Source organism: Spirochaetota bacterium (assembly GCA_017999915.1).
GTDB lineage: Bacteria > Spirochaetota > UBA4802 > UBA4802 > UBA5550 > RBG-16-49-21.
The window spans coordinates 165,309-192,254 of the sequence record JAGNKX010000004.1 but is presented as its reverse complement, the minus strand read 5'-3'; the positions used below and the strand labels follow the sequence as shown (position 1 = coordinate 192,254).

27 protein-coding genes are annotated in these 26,946 nt (G+C 47.9%); 13 read left to right on the top strand and 14 right to left on the bottom strand.

Translation table 11 applies throughout. From position 1 onward, the window contains the following. Positions 1-3 precede the first annotated feature (3 nt). Positions 4-774 carry a DNA repair protein RecO gene (recO, locus tag KA369_07925; GenBank protein ID MBP7735885.1) on the top strand — a complete coding sequence of 257 codons (771 nt, stop codon included), beginning with the start codon at positions 4-6 and terminating at the stop codon, positions 772-774. On the opposite strand, the gene KA369_07920 is transcribed toward recO, so the two are convergent. The 5 genes from KA369_07920 to KA369_07900 form a co-directional block, all read right to left on the bottom strand. After that, the gene (locus tag KA369_07920) at positions 754-2,349 is read right to left on the bottom strand and encodes an FGGY-family carbohydrate kinase (protein ID MBP7735884.1); all 1,596 of its coding nucleotides are present in this window, start codon (positions 2,347-2,349) and stop codon (positions 754-756) included. The genes recO and KA369_07920 overlap by 21 nt on opposite strands. A gap of 19 nt (positions 2,350-2,368) precedes the next feature. Further along, positions 2,369-3,592, bottom strand: coding sequence for a saccharopine dehydrogenase NADP-binding domain-containing protein (locus tag KA369_07915; GenBank protein ID MBP7735883.1), 1,224 nt, complete (start codon positions 3,590-3,592; stop codon positions 2,369-2,371). 78 nt (positions 3,593-3,670) lie between these two features. Further along, positions 3,671-4,306, bottom strand: coding sequence for a TetR/AcrR family transcriptional regulator (locus KA369_07910; GenBank protein ID MBP7735882.1), 636 nt, complete (start codon positions 4,304-4,306; stop codon positions 3,671-3,673). Continuing rightward, complete coding sequence (locus KA369_07905; GenBank protein MBP7735881.1) at positions 4,303-5,118, bottom strand: hypothetical protein; 816 nt, start codon at positions 5,116-5,118, stop codon at positions 4,303-4,305. The genes KA369_07910 and KA369_07905 overlap by 4 nt, the downstream gene beginning before the upstream one ends. An 81-nt stretch (positions 5,119-5,199) precedes the next feature. Continuing rightward, positions 5,200-6,840 carry a Na/Pi cotransporter family protein gene (locus KA369_07900; protein MBP7735880.1) on the bottom strand — a complete coding sequence of 547 codons (1,641 nt, stop codon included), beginning with the start codon at positions 6,838-6,840 and terminating at the stop codon, positions 5,200-5,202. Between the two features lie 260 nt (positions 6,841-7,100). Here KA369_07900 and KA369_07895 point away from each other — a divergent pair, with 260 nt between their 5' ends. The 5 genes from KA369_07895 (at position 7,101) to KA369_07875 (ending at position 13,357) form a co-directional block, all read left to right on the top strand. Beyond that, a complete protein-coding gene (locus tag KA369_07895; protein MBP7735879.1) occupies positions 7,101-7,940 on the top strand; it encodes an SPASM domain-containing protein in 840 nt (279 codons plus the stop codon). A gap of 69 nt (positions 7,941-8,009) precedes the next feature. Next, complete coding sequence (locus KA369_07890) at positions 8,010-9,305, top strand: adenylosuccinate lyase (protein ID MBP7735878.1); 1,296 nt, start codon at positions 8,010-8,012, stop codon at positions 9,303-9,305. 225 nt (positions 9,306-9,530) lie between these two features. After that, positions 9,531-10,766, top strand: a complete 1,236-nt coding sequence (locus KA369_07885) for a hypothetical protein (protein MBP7735877.1) — start codon at positions 9,531-9,533, stop codon at positions 10,764-10,766. A gap of 81 nt (positions 10,767-10,847) precedes the next feature. Next, complete coding sequence (asnS, locus tag KA369_07880; protein ID MBP7735876.1) at positions 10,848-12,236, top strand: asparagine--tRNA ligase; 1,389 nt, start codon at positions 10,848-10,850, stop codon at positions 12,234-12,236. A gap of 41 nt (positions 12,237-12,277) precedes the next feature. Further along, complete coding sequence (locus KA369_07875; protein ID MBP7735875.1) at positions 12,278-13,357, top strand: hypothetical protein; 1,080 nt, start codon at positions 12,278-12,280, stop codon at positions 13,355-13,357. Positions 13,358-13,360: 3 nt separating this feature from the next. Here the strand turns inward: KA369_07875 and dinB are convergent, their stop codons facing one another. Continuing rightward, positions 13,361-14,443, bottom strand: a complete 1,083-nt coding sequence (gene dinB, locus KA369_07870) for a DNA polymerase IV (GenBank protein ID MBP7735874.1) — start codon at positions 14,441-14,443, stop codon at positions 13,361-13,363. 170 nt (positions 14,444-14,613) lie between these two features. Between dinB and yedF the strand changes: the two genes are divergently transcribed. Together yedF and KA369_07860 are read left to right on the top strand one after the other, a co-directional pair. Continuing rightward, entirely contained in the window at positions 14,614-15,216 is a 603-nt protein-coding gene (gene yedF / locus KA369_07865) for a sulfurtransferase-like selenium metabolism protein YedF (protein MBP7735873.1), read from the top strand. Continuing rightward, entirely contained in the window at positions 15,213-15,464 is a 252-nt protein-coding gene (locus KA369_07860; protein MBP7735872.1) for a DUF3343 domain-containing protein, read from the top strand. The genes yedF and KA369_07860 overlap by 4 nt, the downstream gene beginning before the upstream one ends. On the opposite strand, the gene KA369_07855 is transcribed toward KA369_07860, so the two are convergent. The 3 genes from KA369_07855 to KA369_07845 form a co-directional block, all read right to left on the bottom strand. Next, entirely contained in the window at positions 15,435-16,232 is a 798-nt protein-coding gene (locus KA369_07855) for a ribonuclease H-like domain-containing protein (protein ID MBP7735871.1), read from the bottom strand. The genes KA369_07860 and KA369_07855 overlap by 30 nt on opposite strands. After that, positions 16,229-18,670, bottom strand: coding sequence for a DEAD/DEAH box helicase (locus KA369_07850; protein MBP7735870.1), 2,442 nt, complete (start codon positions 18,668-18,670; stop codon positions 16,229-16,231). The genes KA369_07855 and KA369_07850 overlap by 4 nt, the downstream gene beginning before the upstream one ends. Positions 18,671-18,775: 105 nt before the next feature. Continuing rightward, on the bottom strand, positions 18,776-19,138 hold the full coding sequence (locus tag KA369_07845; GenBank protein ID MBP7735869.1) for a TerB family tellurite resistance protein: 363 nt from the start codon (positions 19,136-19,138) through the stop codon (positions 18,776-18,778). 226 nt (positions 19,139-19,364) lie between these two features. Here KA369_07845 and KA369_07840 point away from each other — a divergent pair, with 226 nt between their 5' ends. After that, positions 19,365-19,508, top strand: coding sequence for a hypothetical protein (locus KA369_07840; GenBank protein ID MBP7735868.1), 144 nt, complete (start codon positions 19,365-19,367; stop codon positions 19,506-19,508). A 24-nt stretch (positions 19,509-19,532) separates the two neighbouring features. On the opposite strand, the gene KA369_07835 is transcribed toward KA369_07840, so the two are convergent. The 3 genes from KA369_07835 to KA369_07825 form a co-directional block, all read right to left on the bottom strand. Continuing rightward, on the bottom strand, positions 19,533-20,297 hold the full coding sequence (locus tag KA369_07835) for a hypothetical protein (protein ID MBP7735867.1): 765 nt from the start codon (positions 20,295-20,297) through the stop codon (positions 19,533-19,535). A 91-nt stretch (positions 20,298-20,388) separates the two neighbouring features. Continuing rightward, positions 20,389-20,850, bottom strand: coding sequence for a hypothetical protein (locus KA369_07830; GenBank protein MBP7735866.1), 462 nt, complete (start codon positions 20,848-20,850; stop codon positions 20,389-20,391). Positions 20,851-21,339: 489 nt separating this feature from the next. Further along, on the bottom strand, positions 21,340-21,735 hold the full coding sequence (locus KA369_07825; protein MBP7735865.1) for a cyclic nucleotide-binding domain-containing protein: 396 nt from the start codon (positions 21,733-21,735) through the stop codon (positions 21,340-21,342). Between the two features lie 727 nt (positions 21,736-22,462). On the opposite strand from KA369_07825, the gene KA369_07820 reads away from it, so the two are divergent. Continuing rightward, the gene (locus KA369_07820) at positions 22,463-22,831 is read left to right on the top strand and encodes a hypothetical protein (GenBank protein ID MBP7735864.1); all 369 of its coding nucleotides are present in this window, start codon (positions 22,463-22,465) and stop codon (positions 22,829-22,831) included. 36 nt (positions 22,832-22,867) lie between these two features. Beyond that, positions 22,868-23,728: a hypothetical protein gene (locus KA369_07815; protein MBP7735863.1), complete on the top strand. Its 861-nt coding sequence runs from the start codon at positions 22,868-22,870 to the stop codon at positions 23,726-23,728. A 23-nt stretch (positions 23,729-23,751) separates the two neighbouring features. Here KA369_07815 and KA369_07810 read toward each other — a convergent pair whose 3' ends face one another. Further along, positions 23,752-24,312 carry a rhomboid family intramembrane serine protease gene (locus KA369_07810; GenBank protein MBP7735862.1) on the bottom strand — a complete coding sequence of 187 codons (561 nt, stop codon included), beginning with the start codon at positions 24,310-24,312 and terminating at the stop codon, positions 23,752-23,754. 248 nt (positions 24,313-24,560) lie between these two features. On the opposite strand from KA369_07810, the gene KA369_07805 reads away from it, so the two are divergent. Continuing rightward, complete coding sequence (locus tag KA369_07805; protein ID MBP7735861.1) at positions 24,561-25,415, top strand: MBL fold metallo-hydrolase; 855 nt, start codon at positions 24,561-24,563, stop codon at positions 25,413-25,415. A gap of 14 nt (positions 25,416-25,429) precedes the next feature. Then, on the top strand, positions 25,430-26,473 hold the full coding sequence (locus tag KA369_07800) for a methyltransferase domain-containing protein (protein ID MBP7735860.1): 1,044 nt from the start codon (positions 25,430-25,432) through the stop codon (positions 26,471-26,473). Between the two features lie 6 nt (positions 26,474-26,479). On the opposite strand, the gene KA369_07795 is transcribed toward KA369_07800, so the two are convergent. Next, positions 26,480-26,890, bottom strand: coding sequence for an Rrf2 family transcriptional regulator (locus KA369_07795; GenBank protein MBP7735859.1), 411 nt, complete (start codon positions 26,888-26,890; stop codon positions 26,480-26,482). Positions 26,891-26,946: the final 56 nt, after the last annotated feature.

The window sequence follows — 26,946 nt, the reverse complement described above, 5'->3', positions numbered from 1 at the left end:
CCGATGGAAATCTTAAAGACAACTGGCATCGCCCTTTCATCCCAGGCATTAGGAGAGGCGGATATCATATGCAATTTTTACACGAGGGATTGCGGAAAACGCAGGTTCCTTTTCAAAGGGCTGAAAAAAAGCAAGAAAAGGTCCCTGGCGGCGACCGAACCCGGCTCGATGTCGACGCTCGTTTACTATCAACGCGATGATCGTGATTATTGTATCGTCAACGAGATCACGGTCGAAAAATATTACACAGCCATCACCGCCGACCTCAACAAGATATGGCACTTGTATTTTTTGCTGGAATCCGTCGATAAAACCAGCGGCTTTGACATGGGTGATGAATCGATATTCAAGCTCCTGTCGGCCGGTATTGAAGTTTTATCAAAAACAGAATTTCCAGCACATCTTTCCGCTTTCATGATCCTGCATCTGTTACAATTACACGGGATACTATCAGACCTTGACTTCTGCAAGCTGTGCGGCACAAAACAATTTTCGACATTCGCCATGGATGTGACAGACCTCAGGCCCGTCTGCGGCGCCTGCCTCGGTGCCGCTTCGTCAGGACACTGGCGGGGAAGCACGGTGCTCCCAGGAGCAATGCGAGAATACATGGTCCTCTGCATGTCGCAGAAATTCAACGCCATCGATCATGGCCGATTCAGCGAAAAAGATTTGCTGGACCTGCTTTTTGCGATTTCTCTTTTCATGGAGCATTATTTTCACATGGAGATCAAATCCAAGTCATTCATATTTTCAGACAGGCTGAACCGGTGATTTATCGCCCCTGTTGAGACGCTCAAGAATCCCCCTGTTCTTTTTATATATGTTTACAAATTCATTGAAAATGTCATCATAAAGATCGGCCTGTTTTTCCTGAGGCTCGATGCACGAATCATATTCGATCAATTGAGGGATATCATTGAAGCCGATATGACCAAGGGCGACCGAGGCAATGTAGGCGGCTCCCCGCGCATTAGCCTGAATGGGATCCTTCACCCTGCGGATGTTCCTTCTAAGCACATTGGCGAAAATGCGGCACCATTCAAGTGATTGAGCCCCGCCACCTATGATGTTAATGGTATCCATTGTGCGGCCGATGAATTTTTCAACATACTTGAGGCTCCACTTCGTATTGAATGCGACGCCTTCGAGGACTGATCGCACTATATCATCGGTATTATTCGTAATGGAAATATTGTAGAGCATCCCGCGCAGTGTCGTGCTGTCAATGGGCGTCCTCTCGCCGTTCAACCATGGCGTGAATATTATGCCGTTGCTGCCGGCAGGGACTTTTTTAACGGTTCGGTCAATGCGCTCGTACGGATTTTTCTGCGGTTTAGCTTCGTAAAAATCGCTTTTGTGAAAAATGATATTGTTCAGCAAGAAGGAAAGGGCCCCTCCAGCGATATCCTGCTCGTTTATGCACTGGTAACGGCCCGGTATTGCCGATGGCAGGGACGCTATGCTGTGAAACATATCGGTTTTCTTGAAGGGAACGGGGCACTCGACCCATGATGAAGTGCCGATGTACAGGTGACCTTCATAATCCCTCACGGCCCCCGAACCGACCAGGGCTGACTGATGGTCAGGGGAGCCGCCTATAACGAGCACGTCCCCGCGCAACCCCAGCTCGCTTGCGACATTGGGAAGCAGTTTCCCGATCACATCAATTGATTTCGCCAGCGGAGGAAGTTTTTCGCCGTCAATACCATAAGACTGTATCAATGATTTCGAGTAGGTGATGTTATTGATGTCACGGATGTCGGTAAGCCAGAAGAGCATGATCGAATCATTGGTGGCGACGCATTCTCCCGTAAGCCGAAGGTTGAAGTAATCTTTGCTCCCCAGGAATTTGCAGGTTTTATCATACACATCCGGAAAGATATTCTTTATAAGCAGCAGGTGGGCGATATCATCCTTGCCGGACAGGGACGGACCGCCGCCGGTGATACTGATCCATTTAAGGACCTTGGAAAGGCCGTAGCCCTGTATGGTGGGGAATCCGCTAGCTGCTTTTCGAATGTAACCGGCTCCGCGTGAATCCATCCAGATGATGGAATTCATAAGATGCATTCCGTTGCGTCCGACGGCTACGGTGCTGGAAAATGTGCTGGAAACGCATATGGCGTCGATTTTTTTAGCCTTGCTTCTGTGGCGTCTTAGAAGCCTTTTTGCAGAAGTCAAAAATGCCGTCCACCATTCTTCAGGGTCCTGCTCGGCGCCGCCGCCCGGCAAAAAGAAAACCTTCGTCGGATGGCTTTCGAAATCTATTATCTTTCCATGGATAGTCGATAAAGCCACCTTGCACCCTGACGTGCCATGATCAACGGCAAGGATGAACCTGTTCATTTGTGATGAAGGCATGTTATTACAGGTTTATTTTTGTTACTTTCCCATTTTTATCAACGCTTTCAATAATGAAACCTCCGAACGATTCACCGCCTTCCTTGTTTTTGTCAAGGTCCATTACCTCAGGCATCAGCGCCAGAAGGTCTTTAGGATTGACGCAGGCTTCAGGCGGCATGACACCCTTCCCTTCAACCTTGCCGCGGCGCATCAGGATCGCGCCCATTGCGGCCGGAATGCCGGTGCCTTCGCCGAGGGCCTGGCTCCTCGACGCCATGTGGAACCGGTATTCCTTGGATTCGCCGTTTTTACTGCCTTTCACAACGACGGAACAGCAACCACGCTGGGAGCCGAAATTGAGCTCCCTGAGTATCCGTTCCCGCTCCCGGAGTATGTAGGCCACGGCGAAATCGTATGGGATCACCTCTCGGCCGTTGACCGTCAGCGGGACCTTGCTGCCGAGACCGAGGCCGCAGAGATCGCGGGTGAGATCATAATATGCGTCAGGAATTACAGACCCCTTGTTGGTCACCCGTTTTGTTTTAATATAGTTGGGGATGGTGACCTGCTCAGGGTGCGGATAGGGATAGAGGGGTACCCTGCCGAGGACCGGGAATTCAAAGGTCTCCCTGAGGGATATACCGTCCTTTTCAAAATATTTCACATACTTCAATTCTCCTTCGAGGTACATTGGAATATCGATGGACATGCAATGAAACCGATGGGCGATGACCCCTTCCCCTTCGACCTTTTCGCCTCCATGGGCGTGGAAAATGTCTATGGAATCAGTTTCATCAAGAAGGTCGGTAGCGGCAAGCTTGGCTATGATATTGGTAACGCCGGGAGAATTTCCCATCCCGATCAGTGCTGTGACACCGGCTGACTTGGCCGCGCCGTCAAGCTTGAATATATCAAGGGTCACATCCACATCGTCGCAGACGTCGACATAGGGTATCCTTTTTTCAATTGAGGCTGTGAGGATCGGTATTACGGTACTATAAAAGGGGCCGACGCAGTTGCAAATGACATCGCATCCTTCAATGGCTTTGTGAATGCTTGTCGAATCATGGGCGTCGAAAGGGGTACAGGAAATTTTAGGAGAGCCTATCTTTGACCGCAGCAATTCAGCTCTGCTTATATTGAAATCTCCGATGACAACATCGGAAAATTCATTATGCCGTGCCAGTGTCCTGACAGCCACTGAACCGACAGCGCCGGCGCCACCGAGAACGATAACTTTTGCCATATATACCTCACGTAAAATTAACTAATGTTAATAATAACAGTTGTTAACTATAAGTCAAGTATTTTTTTATAATCCAACTTAAGATTTTATATAACTTAGAAGATCATCCACGATATTTTCATAGGTGTCCACCGGTTTTTTAATAACATAATCGATCATCCGGCTGTTATATAAAGAAATCATGCCATGGAGCATGCTCCATATTTCGATCATACGGCGTTCCGTTTCGGCAGGATCGATGGCTTTTTTCTTTCCTAAAACCTCAACAATAGCAAAGACTGAGAGGTCAATAATTTTTTGTGAATAATCCATCTCAACGGCGGCTAAGCTCTCAAGCGGCGTTCCTATGTAATCGTTGTATTTCGGCAAGGCGGGCGAAAACATGATCTCGTAATAATTATAGTTCTGTATGCCGAAAGTAAGATACGCCTTCACAAAGCTTTTACCACGTTCGACCGGATCATTCTGGGAATCATATGCGGATTTCAAATTGTCATACAGGAGCCTGAATCCCCTGATCAGAATATTGATGTATATTTCATCTTTATTGGAAAAATAGTTATAGAGGTTCGTTGCGGACATGTTGTTCTTTGAGGCGATTTTTCTCATCGTCATCCGCTGGAAGCCTTCGTTATTGATAATATCAATGGCATGGTTGAGTATCGTTTCCTTTATCTTATCAATGGTTTTACTGTCACGTGCCGTCTTTGTCATTTTTTACCTCGCGAAGGAGCTTCATATTTTAAATCGTTGATCCTGCGTTCTATCTTTGCCAGTTTTTTTGTCAGAGTGTCAATGGACCGCTCGATGCGGTCGCGTTCCTGGAGCAGAACATCGATGGAATTATCGGATTTATCCCGCGACGAAAATTCGGCCTTGACCATGTCAGGCGACATCCCTTCGGCAAAGGCCTCCTCCGCGCGGCCCCTCGAGTAATCGTCCTTGATGGAGGCCACGGTTTTCATGTTCTCGTAGCCGATCGCCGGGTTGATGTTCATCGTGTTGATCTTCATCAGGAGCCTGGCCGTGTTCCTGTGAAGGAGGAGCTCCCGGTCAACATAGTCGTCATAGGAGACGTTGAGCTCTTCGCAGAGGGCGTGGGCTTTCTCAAGGAGGCCCCCGAGCTCTTTCATGAGATTTCCGTTCACGGCAAGGTACTTGGTTCTGATATTATTCGACAGATCAACGAACCGCTTGTCCTGCCTGAATATATTGTTGTAAATGCCGTTTTCCTCAGCCCGAAAGAGGAGCTTGTGAAAAATATCCCAGAATTTGTTCGTATGGGCCCGTGACGAAACAGGCACCGGCGAGCGTGTATGATGAAGATGATGGGCGAATTCATGAATGGCGGTGTAGATCAGCTGGTTGTCATCATTGAAATTCTTGTTATGGATGATGATCTCCCTGCTGTCGGGATAATAGAGTCCGTCGACTTTTTTGCTCTCCTTCCCTGAGAGGATGACGGTGAAGTCTTCCACCTTGTTGTCAAGCATGAGGAGCTTTTCTTTTACCTGGTCCTGGTTCATTATATGTCCTTGTTAGATATAGTCAGTCTCGCTGATAGTCCCATGGAATTCAATGTTGCCGATGCATGATTTTCACGCTGCCTATGCATTCCGGGACAGTTCATCCGAATACTCGGAATGATCGACGGAATCGGCGTTTTCGGTATAATGGCCGAGATAATAGAGTGCGCGAAAAATGCGATAGGTAACCCGGTCCAGCCAGCGGATCGCCTCGATCTGGCGTATGGCGGTGTCGGCGTCGATGGTCCCCGCGGCGGTGCGTGCCAGTATTTCCTCACGCTGCTTCTCCCTGAGCTCTTTCATGTAGTGCGATGTTTTTTCCATCTCAACGACGGATTCCTTTTTTTTTAATCCCTCCAGCATGACAAGCACCGGGCCGACGTCTTCGGAGAGAGTCAGCGCCAGGTGATTGAGCTGGTGATCGTTGTGCATGGTGGAGAGCTTTTCGAATTCCCAGCAGGCGATAATGAGCTGATCCACGTGATCTAGGGCGTGCATGATGGCCATGAGATGGGAACCATACGCGGAGGACGCGCCCTTGAGGGAACGGATCTGGGCAAGGAACCGGCGTGTCTCGTTCAGGGCCTTTCCCACATCCCGGAGCCTGCTTTTAACCACGGGTGATATTTTCTCGTTCTCGATCATGATCCGCACGACATCGATTGTGGCAATGGTGATATCTATGATGGTGCGCCGTACTGTTTCAACGGCAACGGTGGGCACGTTACGGATGGAGTTGTCGAGGTAACGCGTAAGATACGGGCCCCGGTCAGGTATGATCTTTGTCAGAAACCTTGAAAAAAATCCGAGGAACGGAAGTATGATGCATATGCCAAGAAGATTGAAGGCGCTGTGGAAACCGGCGAGGGTGATCGTGTTGTCCATGACGCCGAAAGTATGGATTATGTACTGAATGAACGATATGAAAAACGGCAGGATGATGAACGCAACTATACCGGTAATGACGTTGAAAAGAATGTGGGCAATGGCCGTTCTCTTGGCCGAGGGGGTGGCGCCCATGGCGGCTATTGCGGCTGTAATGGTTGTCCCAATATTCTGCCCGATCACCAGCGCGGCACCCTGGGCAAGGTCGATGGCGCCGGTGTTGAGCGCTGCCATGGTCGTCGCAACGGCGGCGCTTGACGCCTGCATGATGATGGTCATCACGATGCCGACTCCGACGAGCAGGAATCTGTTCCCCAGCCCGGTACCCGCAAAATCTTTCAGATCAATGTACGCGGAGAGACTTTTCATGCCGTCCTGGAGAACATCGATGCCGAAGAAGATAAGGCCGAAACCGGCCATCACCATGCCGGCTATTGCGATTTTCTCTTTGCCGAGAAGGCGCAGTATCGCCCCGAATCCGACGATGGGAAGGGCCACGATGCCAAGCTTCAGCTTCATGCCGAGGAGCGATACGATCCATCCGGTGCTGGTTGTGCCCAGGTGCGCACCCAGTATGATGCCAAGAGACTGATGAAACGTGATAAGGCCCGAACTCACGAAGCCTATGGTCGTGATAATCGTCGCGTGGGAAGATTGGAGCATCGCTGTGATACAGGCGCCGGATAAAATCGACGAAACGGTGCCACCGGTAAACCGGCTGAGAGTCCTCCGCAACGTATCGCCGGCAAGGGACTTCATCCCTTCGGTCATGAGAATCATGCCGAGTATGAACAGACCGATGCCGCCTATGATATATGTCACAACCGTAATATTCATATGCACAGATTAAAACGAGGTTTTATGCTATACCGTGAGGCAAGGAACATAACATTGCAATACCGGTTTATATGTTAATAAAGGATCAACGCATATTAATTATGCAATAACATTATTTTTCCTGAAAAATTTTTTGTATTGATAAATTACGGATAATAATTGACAGGATTACTTAACGATAAAGTCTTATCGTCAATATGAACCATGAATTCAATGTTTTTAATATCGAACTGACCAACCATTGCGTGATGAAATGCGTCATGTGCCCAAGGACAAAGAACATGACACGCAAAATCGGCTTCATGGATTATTCTCTCTATAAAAAGACAATTGATGAGATGCATGGATGCAATCCCGCGGGGAACGGCGCTGAAACATTATGGCTCCATCATTTCGGTGAAAGCCTGCTGCACCCTGAGTTCGATAAATGCATTGCCTATGCCGAGGAACGGCATATCCGAACGGGACTGTCGATCAATCCGATCATGCTGACCGACGAGGTGGCAGCCAGATTGATAGCGGCGCGGCCTCAGGTGCTGTACATTTCTCTGGACGGCCATGATGATGAATCGTTCCATGCCATCCGCGGCATGAAGCACGCATACGAGACATCGAAAGGACGTCTCATGAAATTCTTGAATAAAAAAGTTACAGGCAAAACGCCTATGACCGTTGTCCTCTCAATGGTTGATTTCAATTTGAACCATGAAAGCATCGAGCGCACCGGAAAGTACTGGGAATCGGTACAGGGCATTGATTCCTTCTTGCCGAAAAGTTTTACCACCTGGGACGGCAGCGCCGCGGATATCAACGTATTTTCGAGGAACGACCAGAGCCGATCCTTCGACAGACGCGCCGTACAGTGCCGCTGGCCCTTTGAGAGAATGACCGTAACCTGGGACGGCGACGTTGTACCCTGCTGCTTTGATTATGATAAAAAGTATGTCCTAGGCTCATTAAGATCATCAACCCTTGCGGAAATATGGAAGGCCGAACCCATCGTACGACTGAGAAACGAGTTCATGACCAATAACGTGGTGAATTCGTTGTGTAAAAACTGCCAGAGACTTTACATGCCTCCACATATGGTGGGGCTCTGATATTTCTTATTGACATAATGGACACCGCCGGTATATCGAAAATAACAATGACATTAGATGAGGGGACCTATGATTGACCGCTATTCAAGAAAAGAGATATCCCGCATATGGGACCTTGAGAACAAATTCAGGATTTGGCTGGACATCGAAATTGCGGTATGCGAAGTACAGGCCAGTGACGGTATCGTTCCCCGGGAAGACCTTGAAAGGATTAAGGAATCAGCGTCCTTCGACGTTGTCCGCATCCTTGAGATAGAGGACCAGGTACACCATGACGTCATAGCCTTCCTCACCGCGGTCGGCGAGAAGGTCGGCCCATCCAGCCGTTTTATACACTATGGACTCACCTCGAGCGACATAGTCGATACGGCACTTTCCATTCAACTCAAGCAGTCCGGCGAGATACTGCTGTCCGGCATTGATCGACTCATTGAAATATTGAAAAAAATGGCGCTCAAATACAAGGACACTCCCTGCATGGGACGGTCCCACGGCGTCCATGCCGAGCCGACGACGTTCGGCGTTAAAATGTGCCTCTACTATGATGAGTTCAAGCGGAACAGGGAGAGGATACGCAATGCCATTGAGGCGGTTTCGTTCGGTAAATTCTCCGGGGCGGTGGGAACCTTCAGCAATATTTCACCGGATATCGAACAGAGGGTCTGCGTTAAACTGGGCCTCAAGCCCGATACCATATCGACGCAGGTCATCCAGAGGGACCGTCATGCCGAATACATGTCGGCTCTGGCCATCTGCGCCGGAACCCTTGATAAGCTCGCCACGGAAATACGCCACCTCCAGCGCACGGAGGTGCGTGAAGTCGAGGAGCCGTTTCAGAAAGGTCAGAAAGGGTCGTCGGCCATGCCTCACAAGCGTAATCCGATCCTGTGCGAAAGGGTTACCGGCATTTCACGGGTTATAAAGGCGAACATGAACGTCGCCCTTGACGACATGACGCTATGGCACGAACGGGACATTTCTCATTCCTCGGCGGAGCGCATCATATTCCCCGATTCCACCATCGCCCTTGATTATCTGATACACAGGATGATATTCGTGATTGAAAACCTTCATGTGTATCCCGAAAACATGATGGACAATATCAACAGAACCGGCGGCCTCTTCTATTCCCAAAGCCTTCTCCTCGCGCTGGTGGAAAAGGGGATGTCCAGGGAGGATGCCTATAAGTCCGTGCAGGACATGGCGATGAGAGTGTGGGCCCGGGAAGGGAGTCTCCGCGAGCTCTGCTCAAAAGACCCGGTTGTGTCTAAAACCCTTACGGCCGGGCAACTGGACAAGATCTTCGACCTCCGGCGGTATTTGATAAATATAGATTTTATTTATAAGAAGATCGGATTGCTGTGACGGTATAAGCGGAGTTCTTTAACATTTAGTCAAGATGAACTGCAGTCTCCAGTTGGGCTTACACCCGTTGTTGACATTGAAGACCTGCTTGACAATGGATCGGACCAAATAACTCGTCTATGATGATGTCCTGAAAATATTATTTGACAATGAGAAGGCAACGTCACAATTTGCTCATAGTGCGATGCTGGTTATAGCTATTATTTTTACAGAGCAGGTCATTCAATGGAAGACAATATCAAAAAAATCGGGGAAAGCCTCTACCGGTTTCAATCAGCCATCAACGAAAGCGGTTCCACCATGGAAGACTATATCCGCGAGCATTACCTGAACAAATGGATTTCCGATGAAATGTACCATGCAGCGGCTATCCGGACCAGCTTTATTAACGCGGCCACGCGGTTCATGACGGATGAAGGTCTCTTTAACCTGGAGCGGGTTATGCTCAGCATCATAACAGACCCCCTCGCCCACGACATAGAGCACACGCCGTCAATACCATATAAGGGACATACGTACCTTACGACGCACAGCATGATATACAGCAAATTTCTTGCCTGCTCCAATCCCAATATCAAGGGAATATTCGTTGATTCGCCGAATATTCGACTTGAGATTGAAAGCCCCATGCGCCTTCAGAGAGGGAAATACCTTGCGGATTTTTCACAGCTGGATGTGGAGCTTCGTCGCAACCGAGGCCTCACCCTCGATGATTACTACTATAATTCCGAGAAGGTCACGGAGATCCTCAATGAGGACATGAAAAAAATAATGAACTTTTTCGAGCGCTTGATCATCGCGGCGTGCGAAGAAATCAACAAAAGGAACGCCGACAGCCTGAAGAGCCTCGGCGTTGTCCTGGAAGTCCCGCGCTCCCCCTTCCCCGCCTACATGAAGGACGATGCCGTCAAGAAATACGGCCCACGCAATTACGAGGAAAAGACCGGGGAGGACACGAAGTCGCAGTTTTATTGGATCACCGGCCTGTTGAGGGAAAATTACGACCTGGTATACCCGTATCTGCTGCCCCATAATAAAAAAGTCGACATGAAGAAGATTAATTCACCCAATATTTTCAATTACGATATCTGCGCAAAGAGCATTGACGCAAAAAGCGGTAAACAATCGTCGGCCAAGGAGATACTCTCGGGCGCCATACGCGAATGGCTCTTCGAGCCTATCATCGAGCGCATTTATGACAACAAGGTGCTGCCGGCGCGTCCCATACTTAAAGACGGCAACATCGAGAACATCAATGAGCTGGGCGGATACGGACCGTTCCTTTATTTTGCCTCAATGAAAAACGCCGCGGGAAAATCTGTATTCCCCGACACCATGGGAGGCGGAATAGGAGTTGAACGCACGCTCTACTCAATCCTGCGCGGCGAAAAGATCAAGAAAATCGACGATATAACATTCTTCGGGAAAAATCCGGATTCGCACCCGTTATATCTTTTTTAGAGCAGCCTGTTGCGTCACGTCCGGTGACATGATCCCGTCATTGCACCGGCTTGGTTGACGCAGCGTTTCCATGAGGGTCCCATGATAAAACAAGGAATCAAGCACATATTGACAATGAAGGGCGACGGCGGCCCCATGACCGTTGAAGGCTGGGTGCGCACGAAGAGGGAATCCAAAGGGGTCACGTTCCTAGAGATCAATGACGGGTCAACCATTAAGAATCTGCAGATTGTTATTGACCAAACATATAAGGATTATGCCTCTATTTCAAAAGACCTGAATACCGGCGCCAGCGTTATTGTGAAGGGTAAACTCATCGCATCGCCCGGCCAGGGCCAGTCGGTTGAGGTGACAGCGGAAGAGATCACGATCGTGGGTACGGCCTCCCCGGAGGAATATGCGCTGCAGAAAAAGCGGCATACCTTTGAATTCCTGAGGGAAATCGCCCATCTCCGTCCCCGGGCGAACTCCTTCGGAGCTGTGGCCAGGGTTCGGAGCGCCATGAGCTTCGCGATCCACAGTTTCTTCAACGAGCGCGGATTCGTGTATGTCCACACCCCTATCATTACCGGCAGCGACTGCGAAGGCGCCGGCGAGATGTTCCAGGTCACGACATTGCCCCTCGAAAGTGTGCCGGTGATCGAGGGAAAGGTTGATTTCAGCCAGGACTTCTTCGGCAAAAAGGCAGCTCTCACGGTGAGCGGCCAGCTGGAAGGCGAGACATACGCATGCGCCCTGAAGAATATCTACACCTTCGGGCCGACATTCAGGGCGGAGAACTCCAATACGTCGCGTCACCTTGCCGAATTCTGGATGATAGAGCCGGAGATGGCATTCTGCGATATCAATGGGAACATGGATGTCGCTGAAGAATTCTTGAAATACATTTTCACGTATGTCCTCGATGCATGCCCCGATGACATGGATTTCTTTAACAGCCGGATAAGCCAGGGAATTATTGAGAATCTCCAGCACATCATAAAAAGCGAATTCAAGCGAATAACCTATACAGAGGCCGTTGATCAGCTCCTCAAATCGGGGGCAACATTCGAATTTCCCGTCGAATGGGGCATCGATCTTCAGAGCGAGCATGAAAAATTTCTTACCGAACAGGTTTACCGGCTCCCCGTGATAATCACCGATTACCCCAAGCAGATTAAGGCCTTCTACATGAAGCTCAATGACGACAACAGGACCGTAAGGGCCATGGACATCCTGGTGCCGCGTCTCGGAGAGATCGTCGGCGGCAGTGAGCGCGAGTCCGACTATGCCAGGCTTAAAAGCAGGATCGCCGAGTGCGGGCTCAATCCCGATGATTACTGGTGGTATCTGGACCTGCGTAAATTCGGCACGGTCCCGCACGCCGGCTTCGGTCTCGGTTTTGAGAGGGTCATACAGTTCGTAACGGGAATGCAGAACATTCGCGACGTGATCCCGTTCCCCCGGTCGGTTAAAACGCTCGAATTCTGATCGCTTTTTGAATTATGGTTTACTCAAAACAGTTTAATCGAGTGCGATGGATCCTTGTATGCATATGCTGCATTCTTGCCATTCATGGCCGCCCATCCCTGGGGGCCGACGAAGATGCCGGAAAGGATGATGACGCTGTATACAAAAAGTACATCATTTACACTGAGGATCTCAGGACCCCCGGTAACTTTTTACTTCCCCTTAAATTTTATTTCAATTCGGCCTTCGACAGCGTCCAGGTTCCCACTGCCTTCAAGCAGGCGGGGTATTTTAAAAGATATGGCAACATTTACGATATCTTCGCCCACTTCCCCCGATCCATGCAGAGGGGGGGCGGATGGAAGAAATTCTTCGCCGATGAATGGGCCGGCTCCAGGGCCATACCCAATTACACGCTCCATATCATAGGCGGCGGCTATGACTTCAGGATGATCGCCGAGTATTACAAGTTCAACAACGTGCCGGCTCCCTACTTTTTTTCATTAATAACATGTTACGCAGGACACCTGAGCAACGAGGCACTGGAGAACTCCAACAAGAGCCTCACGCCCCACGATCCCATCGCGGACCTTCTTTTTTTTGACTGGGTAGGCAAGCTCCTTTTTTTAAGCGATGACGTTACGCGATTTTTTCACAGGACACTCCAGATGCGGAACTGGATGGGCCAGCCGATGTTCGATATCCGGAAGACCAGGATTTACAACGCCTCATGCAACTATGTCTTTCGGCCCTTTATATATAAAAACCTCGTTCGTTTTTTCTTTTTCATGGGCTATCATTACATAGCCGGATTCGGGTTCAGGGTGAACGACACGGATTTCGTGACGCTCAGCGCCGGCGTTGCCGTCATGAAGGGCTTTGACCCCAACAAGGATTCGACGGACGATGCGGTAAAAAAATTCAGGACCTGCGGTGGTATTTTCTATGACCGTAATGGGAACCTTCTCGCGTCACTCATCATAAATGGAACGGAGAACTACAGGCTCCGGCTGAACGTTTATCCTGACCTTTTAAACATCGACCACGTAAATTTCGGGTTATTTCTCGGCCTCGACGATTACAATAAAATCGCCATCGGCATTACCATGTATACGCTGATAGGGCTTTCTGTTACTCTGTAGGATTTACATTGCGAAAGTCAGGATTAGCTGGCGGTCTTCAATCTCCGTCTCTTCGGTATCGAGATTTGACAGGGATATCCCGAGGAGCCTCACTTTTTTAATGCCGGCCTCGGTCTTTGTGAGTAGGTTCTTGGCGTGCATAAATATAATATCACTGTTATCGCACAACTCGTCAATGGTTATGCTCCTGCTTATGCAGGTAAAATCAGCATATTTTACTTTAATAGTGATGGTCCTGCCCCTGGTTTCATGATGATTGAGAGAATCTGCGACCCTCCATGACAGCGTTCGCAGGATTGAATTCATTTCATAAATATCATCAAGGTCCCTTTCGAAGGTTTCCTCTTTGCCGATTGATTTTCTGATATACTCGGTTTCAACGGGACGATCATCGATCCCATGGGAGATATCGTAATAGTATTCGCCTACCTTCCCGAAAATCCGCAGGAGGTCTTCCAGGTACAGGCGCTTCAGGTCCCGGCCCGTACGGATGCCGAGCTGCAGCATCTTTCTTTCGGTGACTTTTCCGATCCCGTAAAATTTGCCGATGGGCAGGTTCTCTATGAAAGCGTCTGCCTCCTCGGGGATTATCACGGTAAGTCCATTGGGTTTATGGTAGTCGGAAGCGACCTTGGCGAGGAACTTACAGTACGATACGCCTGCGGAAGCAGTCAAGGATGTGCGTTCATAGATTCTTTTTCTTATTTCACAGGCAATTGACGTTGCGTAGGGATTACCTGCTTTATTATCAGTAACGTCGAGGTACGCTTCATCAAGTGATAATGGCTCGACCATATCGGTGTAATCATGAAATATTTCATGGATCTGCTCTGACACGGCATGGTATTCATCAAAGTTGCCCCGGATGAAAATGGCATGGGGGCAGAGCCGATGTGCTATGCTTGAGGCCATGGCCGAATGGATCCCGTATGCTCTAGCCTCGTAAGAACAGGCTGCGACGACTCCCCTTTTCTTCGGGTCTCCACCCACAATGACGGGTTTTCCTTTCAATAGTGGATTATTCCTTTGCTCGACGGAGGCGTAAAAGGCGTCCATATCAACATGGATTATTTTCCTGATATTCATATTAATCAATATAGCATTCAAATATATATAGTCAACATATATTTAGTATTTTTTTAAAGCTTCAAATATTTAATTATTAGATAGTATCTATTTAAAATATAATTTATTGACATATCATAAGAACGCTTAACACATGACAAAATACGAATGTATAAAGAGGAGATACTGTGATGATTCATACCATAGATGCACGCGGACTGGCCTGCCCGCAGCCCGTAATCAATGCTACAAAAGCGCTTGAGGCCAACGATCATATCATGGTCATTGTTGACAATATAACGGCCCTTGAGAACATCAGGCGCATGTCTGAAAATAAAGGATATGCCATTTCAAGCGACACCAGGAATGACGGGATATACATCACCATAGATAAAACTACATCAACGTCTGCATCCACCCGCGGCATAGTCGACGTTTCTCCGGCATCTGTAAATTGCGGCATGCGCGTTCTCGTCGTTTCCCAGGACATAATGGGCAAAGGGAGCGAAGAACTTGGGAAGGTTCTTATGAAAAGCCTTTTTCACACCCTCGCTGAAACAGATCCGTCGCCGGATACCATGATTTTTCTTAACAGCGGCGTAAAGCTGGTTGCCGAAGGGTCAGAGGTGATCGAAGATATTAAAATTCTCGAAAAAAAAGGGAGGCAAATCCTTGCCTGCGGCACATGCCTTGACTTTTTTAAATTGAAAGACAAGCTGCTGGCCGGAAAGATATCAAACATGTATGAGATAAAAGAGCTGATGTTAAGCGCTTCTTCGACCATCAACATATGAATTCGCTAAAATCATATCACGTTGTTCTTTTTAAATCAGTCAATCAGACCATGTGGGCCGACAAGATTCTCAAAGATAAAGGAATTCCCCATAAGCTGATACCGGTTCCTCGTCATATAAGCGCGGATTGCGGTGTCTGCCTTCGAATCATGCCTGATGATGCCGAAAAGGCCGAATCCATACTTGCCGGCGTTGAAGGATTCGTCGAAATCATTCCATTAAATAATAACGCCGGGACATTCGATTAAACTGAAGGCTTTATCCAGGTCAATCTGATTCACCGTGCATCCTGATTCAATCAATATCCGTTCGGCCACAAGGTATGTCGAAAGGACATCGGCTTCACAATAGCTGACGAGCAGGTCCCGCGATAAGGGATCGCCCTGCTGCCACCGGTAATACAAATCAACAGCTTCAAAACCGTCTATGCCTTCCACTTGAGGGGGTCTTTGTATGCCAAGGCGACGCTCGATTGACTTGAGGCCGCCATGATAGCCTTTGTGCCACGCAATCCATCGAAGATCGACATGGGGCCGGTTCAATGATGGGATGTTGAAGGTCTTTTCAATGAACGGAATATCGAAACTGGTTCCGTTATAGGTAACCAGAAGCTCGGATTCATCAGCCAGATAAAGAAAATCATCAAGATTCTCGCCATAAACGAAGGCATGGAGTTCGCCGCGATGATATGCCGCAATGACCGATGCATGGCAGTAATTCCACGATAGTCCCGTCGTTTCCACATCGATAAATGTAGCGCCCGGCAAATATTCTCCAAGTATTCTCCATTGCTCAGATGTTGGAAATGATTCTGTAAAATAACCGATGTCGCGGGAATCATAGGATTCGATGCTTCTCCGGATTTCCTCAAGAAACTTTTTTCGCTTCTTTCCGTTAAAAGGAATAGAGCTCTCCCTGGAAAAGCAGTCCTCCCAGGCGAGAAAGCCCAGGTCATTCAACCGGGATGCAGTCTTGGGACCGATCCCATGAATATGGCGAAAGCAGCCCTGGATCAATGGAGCCTCTCGCGCTTGTCGCGGAGGATTCTAGCCGCCCTGTCAAGCTTCCTGCTGACACGCAATTTTTCGGTGTCAACCGGCGGTGCGTCGCGCGTTGACAGGGGAGTCCTTCCGATGGCGATTTCCGGGACATGTACCGTCTTTTCAAGGATGGACAGAAGGAGACTCCTGGTGCATTCAACAGAGGCATTGGATTCCACCAGGAATTCCTCGAGCTCCTTGCTGTCGACGCCGGGAGGAAGGGGCGGAACGCAGGAAGGACATCCGTAACGGCATTCGCAGTTGTCGAGGATCTCCTTGCAGAACCGGAGGACCTCCTCTATGCGCTCGAAAATCCGCTCCGCATAACCGACACCCCCTTCGATAGTATCGTATAAATAAAGGGCGCTGCGCCAGGTTCCCTTTTCGGCCTCATAGAGCGATATGTCAGTGTTGATATCCTTTATGTCCGACATGCAAAATACCGTTGACGCGTGGCGAAGTATATAGCTGAGACCGTAATAGGCGGCGCCGGTATAGAGCTTGTTTTTTTCTTCAAGCGTTTTGATCCACCCGGAAGGGGCCACTATGTTAAAGCCGGTCGTGTCGTATTCAAATGCCGGAAGGGTTATTGGCCCATAACCGATATTTTCATAGGTGCGCTCTCTAATCTTCTTGTAAAGCTTCGGCTGCTTGTTGACCCGGATGACGCCGAATTCCAGGCGGGCATTGTTGAATATATGGATCTCCTCCGATTCGGTGAGGTCCACACGCCCCTCCCAGACCGCCTCTGTGTAATAATCAACGTCGACGGGATCGACCCTGCAGAGCTTCTTGTCCAGGTCGAGGTCCATGGACATGTATTTTCTCCCAAGATGCTGGTATATGGCATCTTTATAAAGGGTGCCGCGGGCGCCGATCGGATCCAGCTCGCCGATCACATCAGTGCCGCAGTATATCTCGACATTATAATCGGTCATGCCCCTGATGTTCACACCCCGGGCGGGATAATCTTGAAGCGCGTACCTGAAAGAATCGTGGTACGGCACGATTGACTTGTCATCCTTGAGGATATTAAGTGCCTCGTCATACAGGAATGGATCGAAAACATCTTCAGTGAGACGGAGGGGATGCTCCTGGGCGGCACAGGGCAGATGCTGTAAAATGATATAGGGGTTGTCAGGATTAAGCAGGGCCTGTTCCACCGGCGTTGTGGTGACAAAGTCATGGTGATTCACGAGAAACTGGTCGATGGGGCGGTCCTTGGCTATATAGACAATGACCGGAGATTTACCCTTGCGGCCCACCCTCCCCGCCTGCTGCCAGAAACTGGCGATGGTCCCCGGATGGCCTGATAAAATGCACAGGTCAAGGTCGCCTATGTCGATGCCGAGCTCCAGGGCGTTTGTCGTGATGATGCCGAGGAGCTTTCCTCCGGCAAGGTCACGCTCGATCTGGCGGCGCTCGGTGGGCAGTAGACCGCCGCGGTACGGCTTAACATACTGCCGGAGTTCAGGATAATCGTCGATAACGGCGCGGTAGAGGCGCTCCACTTCCTGTCGGGCCCGGCAGAAGCAAATGGTTCTGATTTTTCTGCGGACGGCTTCCCGGATAAGGGGGATCGACGCCGAAGCCGGACCCTTCCGGTAGGCGGCATGGCCGAGGCTTTCCTCGAGCGGCGGATTGATGAAGTAAAAGTTCTTTTCCGGTTGAGGAGATGAATCGTAATCAATGACCTCGAAATCCCGGTGGAAGAGAAGACGTGCGTGCTCATGGGGATTGCGGATGGTCGCGGAGGAACATACGAAGACCGGCCTGCTCCCATGGACGGCACATACGCGCTGAAGTCTGCGGAATATATTGGAGACATGGGAGCCGAAGGCGCCGCGGTAAATATGGACTTCGTCAACGACTATATACCGCAGGCGGGAAAGAAATCCGCGCCATTTGCGATTATGATTCGGCAATATCCCGCTATGAAGCATGTCGGGGTTCGTCACGATAAAATCTGATGAGCGCTGTATCCTATCGCGCTCGTCCCGGGGAGTGTCGCCGTCGAAGGTGCCCAGCATCCCGCTTTTGTTAACAGAGGACATCAGCTTGCCAAAAGTGCTCTCCTGGTCCCGGGAAAGCGCCTTGGTCGGGTACAGGAGCATCACGGAAAAGGGCTGCTCTGCGTGGAGATATTCATTAAGTATGGGCAGGAAGAAAGAGAGCGTTTTCCCGCTGGCCGTACGGGACACAACAAGGGTATCGCAACTGCCTTCTATTTTTTTGAACGCTTCTGCCTGATGGGCATACAGGGCATTAATTCCCTGCGATAAGAGAACTTTCTTCAGCTCATTATCAAGGTTCGGAGGGAAATCGACAAAGGAGCCCTTGCTACCAGGAATGGTAAAAGAGGCGCGAACTTCGCCATTGAATTTTGATTCGATGAAGTATTTTAAATCTTCCATATGCCGTGACCTTTTCTAATGAGAATATGCCACAGCATACATGACATAATTAAAATGTCAACAAATGTTTGCTACACGCATGAATATTAATGAGGCTATTATCTATCATCCCTCATCTAAAAGGGCTTTCAAGTTGATGTTCCAGACGTTGCACATATATTTCAGTATCTCGATCTCATGGGGATTGACATCCGCATCGGCGCGGGAGAATTCCACGGCATACTTGATAATCTTTTTTCTGCTTCCCTCATGTTCAATCTGCTTTACGAGTTTCTTAAGATCATCCATTGATTTAACCGTCCTGTCCACCTCGTTGAATATCTCCTGGAAATCCTCGAAGCCTTTTTCCTCTGCAAGTTCATTGATATCGTCAACTTCACGGTCTGTCACAATGCCGTCGGTGCTGACAATATACTTCATGACGGCAATAAGGACCATCTTTTCTTCTTTTGTAAATGATTTGGACATGATGATCTCCTTTAGGGTTGCTAAAAGCACCTTAGCATTACATGGATCAAAGGCAAGCATTTTTTAATCGGCATTGATTTACAAATTAGCATCTAAATTTGATTTAATGACCTATTAACATTACTAATGTAATAATAAATAATTCCGATAAGGTAAATATAATCCTTCAATACTGATTTACAAGGAAATAACCATGCATCCAAAACGCTTTACCAGCATGAGTATTATGAGATATTCGGAAATGGTGTGCAACGCGGTGCACCTTGGCGTGAACTTTGACGACATTATCAGCGAAACAAGAAAATACCATGGCAATGAATTCACAAGTCGCGTTGAAAAGGTTGTGAAAACGCTGATAACATTCCAGTGACGATAGTATTGGGCCCTCGGCAATTCATTTATTAAAATAGACCCTTTTCTCCTCCCACCTACCCTTTAATACCTTCCCGTTACTATAATGATAGGTTCCCATGCCGCATAACTGGTTTTCTTTCCATTCACCAACATAGCTTTCTCCATTGGGCCATGTATAGATGCCGTATCCTGTCCTTTTCCCATGAACCCACTGGCCTGAATACATTGAGCCGTCTTCCCATCTTACCGAGCCGTTGCCGTGCATCTTGCCATTTTCCCATTGGCCAGAAAACACCGAACCGTTGGAATATCTCATGATGCCCCTGCCATGGGGTACGAATCCTTTTATCTTGCTTCCCTTGAACCAGCCGCTATAGCGTCCCAATAATTCAAATTCACCGAATACGCAACCATTCTCATCAGTATCATGGCTGATAAATCTCGACCCAACGAGGCGGCCGTTTTCATAAAAAACCTTTTTCTTTCTCCCGTCGGGATAACAATAAGTGCCTTCTCCATGGGGCCTTCCATCGGAATACCCCCCCCGGTACTCAGACCCGTCAGCCGCTACAAAGCATCCTGTGCCATGTTTTATTCCTTCTTTCATCTGCCCATCATAATAAGAACCGTCGGGATAGATGATCTTAACAGGTGGCTGGGATGGATCCTGGGCAATGGCGGCAGGCACTGCCATCACGGAAAGTATTATGGCTGATAAATATTTGATAAACCACTGTTGCATGACATATTTAGAATAATAACTGTGTATTTTTATTATTATCGGGAAAATTGTGCCAGAAGACATCTCAAAAATACAATTATACTTCCTTTCTTTGTCATGGCGAGCGAAACGATGCAGTGAGGTAGTTTATCATAACCTGTATTTAGTATGAACGCTATTTTGTTTTCAGCTTGGGTATAAATTTCTGTAGGTCCTTTCCCTTGACCTTGGGGCCTGTAATTTTTTCCATTCCCGCCAGATCAAAAGATTCAATGAATTTTTTCAGTTTATTCGTGTCTTGAAAATCCTTCATTTTTTCATCCGCAATAAGCCTTATCTCAATGCGGTTGTTCACAAGTATCCATATCCACTTGTTTTCAAATATTTTGGCCGGGTATTTGCCGACCTTTTCAGTGGAGTTCTTATATCCTTCGATCGTAGCTTTATCATCGATCTGATCGAAAATCTGGAACCAGAGTACGGCCTCCCCGCTTCTGTCTTTGACGTTCGCCTGGAGCCATTCGAAGGCGCTGATCTCGGAGTATTGAAGATTTTTCCAACTGTCTCCTTTGCAGGACGGATAAAAGGCAACAATGAACATATGGACAATGATCAGCGGCGTTAATAGTTTTTTCATCAGATCCTCCCTGGATTGCTCTGGAGTTAATCGCTACTATAATAAAAATAATAAATCAAGCATAATTTATTTTGCTGATATTCGCTTTAATGAGATAACAACATCCGTATTATATTACAAAAAAAAGAGCCCCATCAAAGGGCTCCTTGTTAAATAAATCTTGGAGGATTTATGAAAAAACTTTAACCTTACTTGATATGTATCAGAATTTCTTGACATGTTACACCGGTAATCAATGCTGGGAAAATTATTCCGAAAATTTAGCAGTTTCCTGAAAAACAGCAAATTGCTAAGCGATACATGGATGTATCGCCATTTTTCGAGGCATTAGCCGAGAAAAATGTGAGGTTTTACGAATTCACTTCGTAAAACCGACCCTGAAAAACTCCAAGGAGGGAGATTTTCAGGAAACTCTTAGAATAATTTTTTGGGAAGTAATAGATTTTATTATGAAGCAATAATTATATGTAACAAATTCCCTGAAAACTGTCAAATATCCCTTGTAACCTTTATCCTGTTCAATTCACTTATTTTGCCGATGAGTATTTCATCGGTCTTGGCAAGCCGCTGCGCAAGGGTATGCACCATTTTCGCGGCAAAAACCGGATTCTTGATGAGGAATGATCGCAGCTGTTCGACGCTATCGATGAAGGCAAGCTTTACATTTCCCACTGCGGTGGCGGTGGCGCTTCGTGGTGTTTTATTAAAGAGAGAAATTTCACCGAAAAAGTCGCCTTTTTTCAATTGCGCCACAACGATTTTATCGACTTTATCGGAAAGGGAAATCTGCACTTCACCATCGAGTATGATGTACATCTTTGTTTCCACCCTGCCCGCTTCGATTATTCTTTCTCCGTTCTGAAAATAAATGATATTTTTGCTCATTCCCATGTCCCGATAGCGTATAATGCGGCCCTCGTAAAGATACAATGGCGTGTCAATGCATCATCTCGGCAGACAGTTCTGTTTTTTGCAACTATTCTTTTTAAGGCAAGAAGCACAACGGTCATCGCTGCAAAACTGGCAAGAGAAGCAGTCCGGGCAATCGTATTTTTTTAATTCATTGCTGTTTTCTTCAGGAATAAAAATCTTTCCTTCAAAACCTGGTATTGTGTAATAAGCCATGGCCTAACGCTAAAGTCCTTTCTTATCTTCTAATATACTAATATTTCTTTTTTTTACAATCATATTTCAATAAAAATGCATATTTATTGATCGCAGCGGGCATTCTTATAGGGGCGGATTATGAAATAAAGACAAAAACACGGCCCAAATTATGGGCACGTGACTTTTTATAAATTGACAGGTCAAATATATAAAAAATAATAATTGCAATCCTCGCCTATAGGGAGGTATTATTATTCACATTGCAGATTGCGTGCTCCCGTATTTGATATGGACGAGTGAATTTTAGCCGCAATCGATTCTAACGGAAAGATTCAATATCAACAATATGACACGTTTTAATACTATAATGCTCTTTGGCGCTGCCATATCCTTCATGATCTGGATGAGCCATGATTCTGTCATTGCTCAATGCATCAAAGGGAATTGCAAAAACGGCAGCGGTACATATAAATATATCAACGGAGACTGTTATGCCGGGCGATTCATGAATGGGAAGCCCCATGGAACCGGTAGCTGTAACTACAGCGGCGGCGACCGCTATTCCGGCATGTTCTATTGGGGGATGATCCATGGACAGGGAACCTATCATTTTGCCGGGGGCGGGCGTTTCATCGGCACTTTTCATCATGGCAGGATGATGGAAGGCACCTATTATTTCAAAAACGGTGACAGGTTTACCGGGACTTTCTTTAACGGAAAAAAGCAGGGTAAAGGCACCTACTACTACAACAATGGCTATACATATATCGGCCAGTGGGATCATGACGTAAAAAATGGATCCGGGTCATTGGAATACAAGGGCAAGGTAGTACTCCGTGGAACATGGAGAGAAGATAAGCTTGTATCAGAATAAAAATCAATAAATTAAATCGTCAATGGAACAACCAATATGGAACCATCACAAACAGCGCCGTTTCGGGCAAGACTGCTCATCTGGATAATAGCTGCAGCAGTCATATCGGCCCTATCAATTGCAGCCAGTTATGGCTATTATTACAACAGCACGGTGAAGGACATCACCTCTTATCTCGACACAATCCATGCAACTGAAAGGGGTTATATAGAAAATCTTCCCCTCTATGACGATTATGCCACGCCGCAGAGGGAATTGAAACTGCGTACATATCTTTTTCCAGCCCATATGGATGTGGCCGCCAGGTCGGGCATGAAACCGATAGCGATCGACGATTCCTTGTCCGACCTCGTCAAGGGCGGTTCACTGGTAAAGGTCAAATCAGGAACCGAAAAGCTGTATTATTTTTACAATGTCCGTGAAAAGTACCGGGTCCTTACCCCGGTGGCCGCATGCGGTCTCAAGGCGATCACAGATAGGTTTCAGCAAAACATAGCCACACGACTGAAACTGCCTCCGGTCAAGATAGCACTGTCTTCGATGCTGCGCCCCGCGTCATACCAGACGGATCTCCGCACAATAAACGCGAACGCCACGGAAATCACCTCCCACAGCTACGGCATAAGCTTCGATATCTTTTACGATGATTATTTCGTTTCTCTGCCCCGGCCCGTGGCCAGCAACGCCATATCCGACGTCGTTATGGATATGCTCAGAACACGGATGGGCTTTCTTCTCGGCGACGCTTTGCGGGGCCAGTTCCGGGCGATGCTGATGGAGACACTCGTCCAACTTCAGGAAGAGGGAATGCTATACGCCATTTGGGAAAGGAACCAGCGCTGCTACCATGTTACCATACTGCCCAATCCTCGATGTGAGAAGAAAGGCGGGCATTGAGCGACGTCGGTAGCATCGTAGCATCATCTTTTATTATTGGAGTTTTGCCTGGCGGTGATTATGCCGGCTATGAAGCCGCACAGGTGGCTCTCCCATGATATGAAGCCGACTGTTGGAAATATTCCCCAAATGGCGCCGCCATAGAGAATAAAAACGACAATGGAGACGACGATCGCCTTTGCGTTGCGGCTGAAGAAGCCCATGGTCAGCAGATACCCCAGGATGCCGTAGATGACGCCGCTGGCACCGACATGGGTGTATTCCGACCGGCCGATAAGCCAGGTGCCGCCCCCCCCTATAAGTATTATCTGAATGACAAGGAATATCGAAAGCTTTCGCTCCATGGTAAGGAAGATCGAGCCAAGGATAAGAAGGCTTATGGAGTTTGTCAGGAGATGCTCGATACCTGAATGAATGAAGGGAGCGAATAATATCCCCATCAAGCCGTGAACCGTCCGTGGTTTTATCCCGAAATTCTCCAGTGGCAAGAACAGACCGATAATAAGGATCAACCAGAGTATCAATACGATGAAGAGGACGGTCTTAAATGACTGCCAGATATTGCCGGTTCGGGTAAATGCCATAATGACCTTTTTATTACAGATATTAATCATCCGCCGGATGACCGCCTTCACATCTAATTATGCAAGCTGACATAATGTCAATAATAATACCGGCAAGATCAATCATGTCAAACCGATTAAATGTAATCATGAACGGCCGAAAAAATATTATATGCCTGTTAATAGTCTTGACTTTTTATTTTCCAACTCGATATTTTGCAGCAACACATCACCATGAATGTTCCATTATCGAATCATTGAGGCGTCGTATGAAGATTAAACCCCTTGGGAAGCGCAAGCTGTCCCTTGCCAATAAAGGCGGCCTGGATATTTTTTTTCTCGGCGTCGGCAGCGCTTTCACCAAGGAGCAATACCATACCATTCTCGTCGTTATCAAGGGTAAAGACCATCTTCTCATCGATTGCGGTCATCGATGCCCCCAGGCCATGCATGACGTCGGCCTGACGATAACCGATGTACGTAACATTCTCGTCACCCATTCCCATGCCGATCATATCGGCGGTCTCGAAGAGCTTGCGATCATGGGACGATACTTCGCGAAGCGCAGGCCGGTGATGGTCATCAATGAAACATTTCAGCATCTACTCTGGGAAACATCGCTGCGAGGCGGGCTCGGCCATAATGAGAGAACGGCCCACAAGGTGCTAACGTTCGATGACTTCTTCGAGGTGATCAGGCCAGACAAGATCCCTAAATATGCCCGGGATACCTTCGCCGTGAAAGTCGGGAGCATCGATATCAAGATGGTTCGCACCAAGCATATTCCCGACACGGCACCGGACTGGCAGAGCTCTTTCTGGAGCTGCGCTGTGATTATAGACGATCGTATCTTCTTCAGCAGCGATACGCGCTACGATCCTTCTCTGGTGGTCGATTATGACAGGGAGTTCAATTTCGAAGCTATCTTTCATGACTGCCAGTTTTTCAATGGCGGAGTCCATGCCGGCATTGATGAGCTCAACCAGCTCCCGGCTGAAATAAAGAAAAAACTTTACCTTTATCATTACGGGGATAACTGGAAAAAATTCGAAAAGACCGCGGAAAAATACGGGTTTGCCGGTTTCACGCAACAGCATGCCTACTATGGTTTCGGAAAAAACTAATACCGGGCTGCATCATGCCTCTTACATTAAACGCTCTGGAAAAAATTGGCATAAACCGCCTCAACAAGGGGCCGGCCCCGATGATCGACCTTCTCGGCATGCTGTCGTTCAAGGCTGTCGCGACCGCGCTGAAGCTGGGCATTTTTGACTGTCTTGGAACAGAAGCTAAAAATGCTGGCGATATGGCATCTGTAATAAATGTTGACCAGCGTGGGCTGATACTGCTTCTCGATGCTCTCGTCCATCTTGGGTATCTCAAACTGAAGCGTGGATACTACCGAAATACCGCCTGCACCAGGAAATGGCTTCTGTCGGGCTCACCCTACTCTATCGCTGCCCTGTTCCATCAATTCAACGATATGTCCTTGCGGTGGGATTATCTTGACCGGTCGATCCAAATCGGTAAGCCCCATATACCCGGATGGCAGTGGCTCGACCGGCATCCGGAATGCTGGAACGCCTACCATGCGGGATTGCAATGCTCGGCCGTTCTCGTGGCGCAGGAGCTCCTGAAAAAGGTCACATTACCGTCAGGCGCGGCGAGGGTGATCGATATAGGCGGAAGTCACGGACAGTACTGCATCGAATTATGCCTCCGATACCAGAATCTCTCCTGTATCGTGTACGATTGGGAGCCGGCTGAAAAAACGGCTGTTGATAATATCGAATCATTCGGATTGTCGGATCGAATAACCTTCAAAGCCGGGGATTTCATCAGCGATCCTATTGGGAACGGTTATGATGTCATGCTCGTATTCAACGTGATAAGGATATTCAAGCCCGGTGAACTTGTGGTATTATTGAGAAAATTTCATGAATCCCTTGCGCCTCAGGGCATGATAATCATCATGGACCATCTCGGTCATGTCCCATCTTCACAGTTGATGAAAACCAATGCGGCCCTCTTGAAGCTGGAACTTTATAATTCAACCGAAGGAACGTTTCACAACAGGAGCGATGTCAGAAGATGGCTCGAGGAATCCGGGTTTTCCGCTATTCGTGATTTTTGCATAAAGCGCACGCCGGGACTTGGGGTCATCACAGCCGTGAAAAAGTAACAGGCGTCATTTCTTGATTGTGCCGAATACATCATCCAGATTGACATTTGAAAAAGCGCGGCGGATTTCTTTGTTGAGGCTTTCCCACATCATGCGGGTATAGCACTCTCCGTCCATTTCACACTCTCCTTCATGTTCAAGGCAATCAACGATAGCGAGCTTACCGTCGAGAATGTCAATGATCGAGAGAACGCTTATCTCTTTCAGTTGTTTTGAAAGATAAAACCCTCCTCCCTTCCCCTTTGAGCTTCCGAGGATGCCGGCTGTCTTGAGGCCGTGAAAGATATTTTCCAGGTATCTCGGTGAAATTCTTTGACGCCTGGCAATGTCGGTTATGCTGACAGGCTTATCTCCGCTGTTCATGGCGAGATCCAGAAGAGCGCGGATGCCATATCGAGATCGTGTTGACAATTTCATGATGATAGTGTCGGGGGAAATTGTTATTTTTCAATTACTTTTTTGATCCGTGGTAA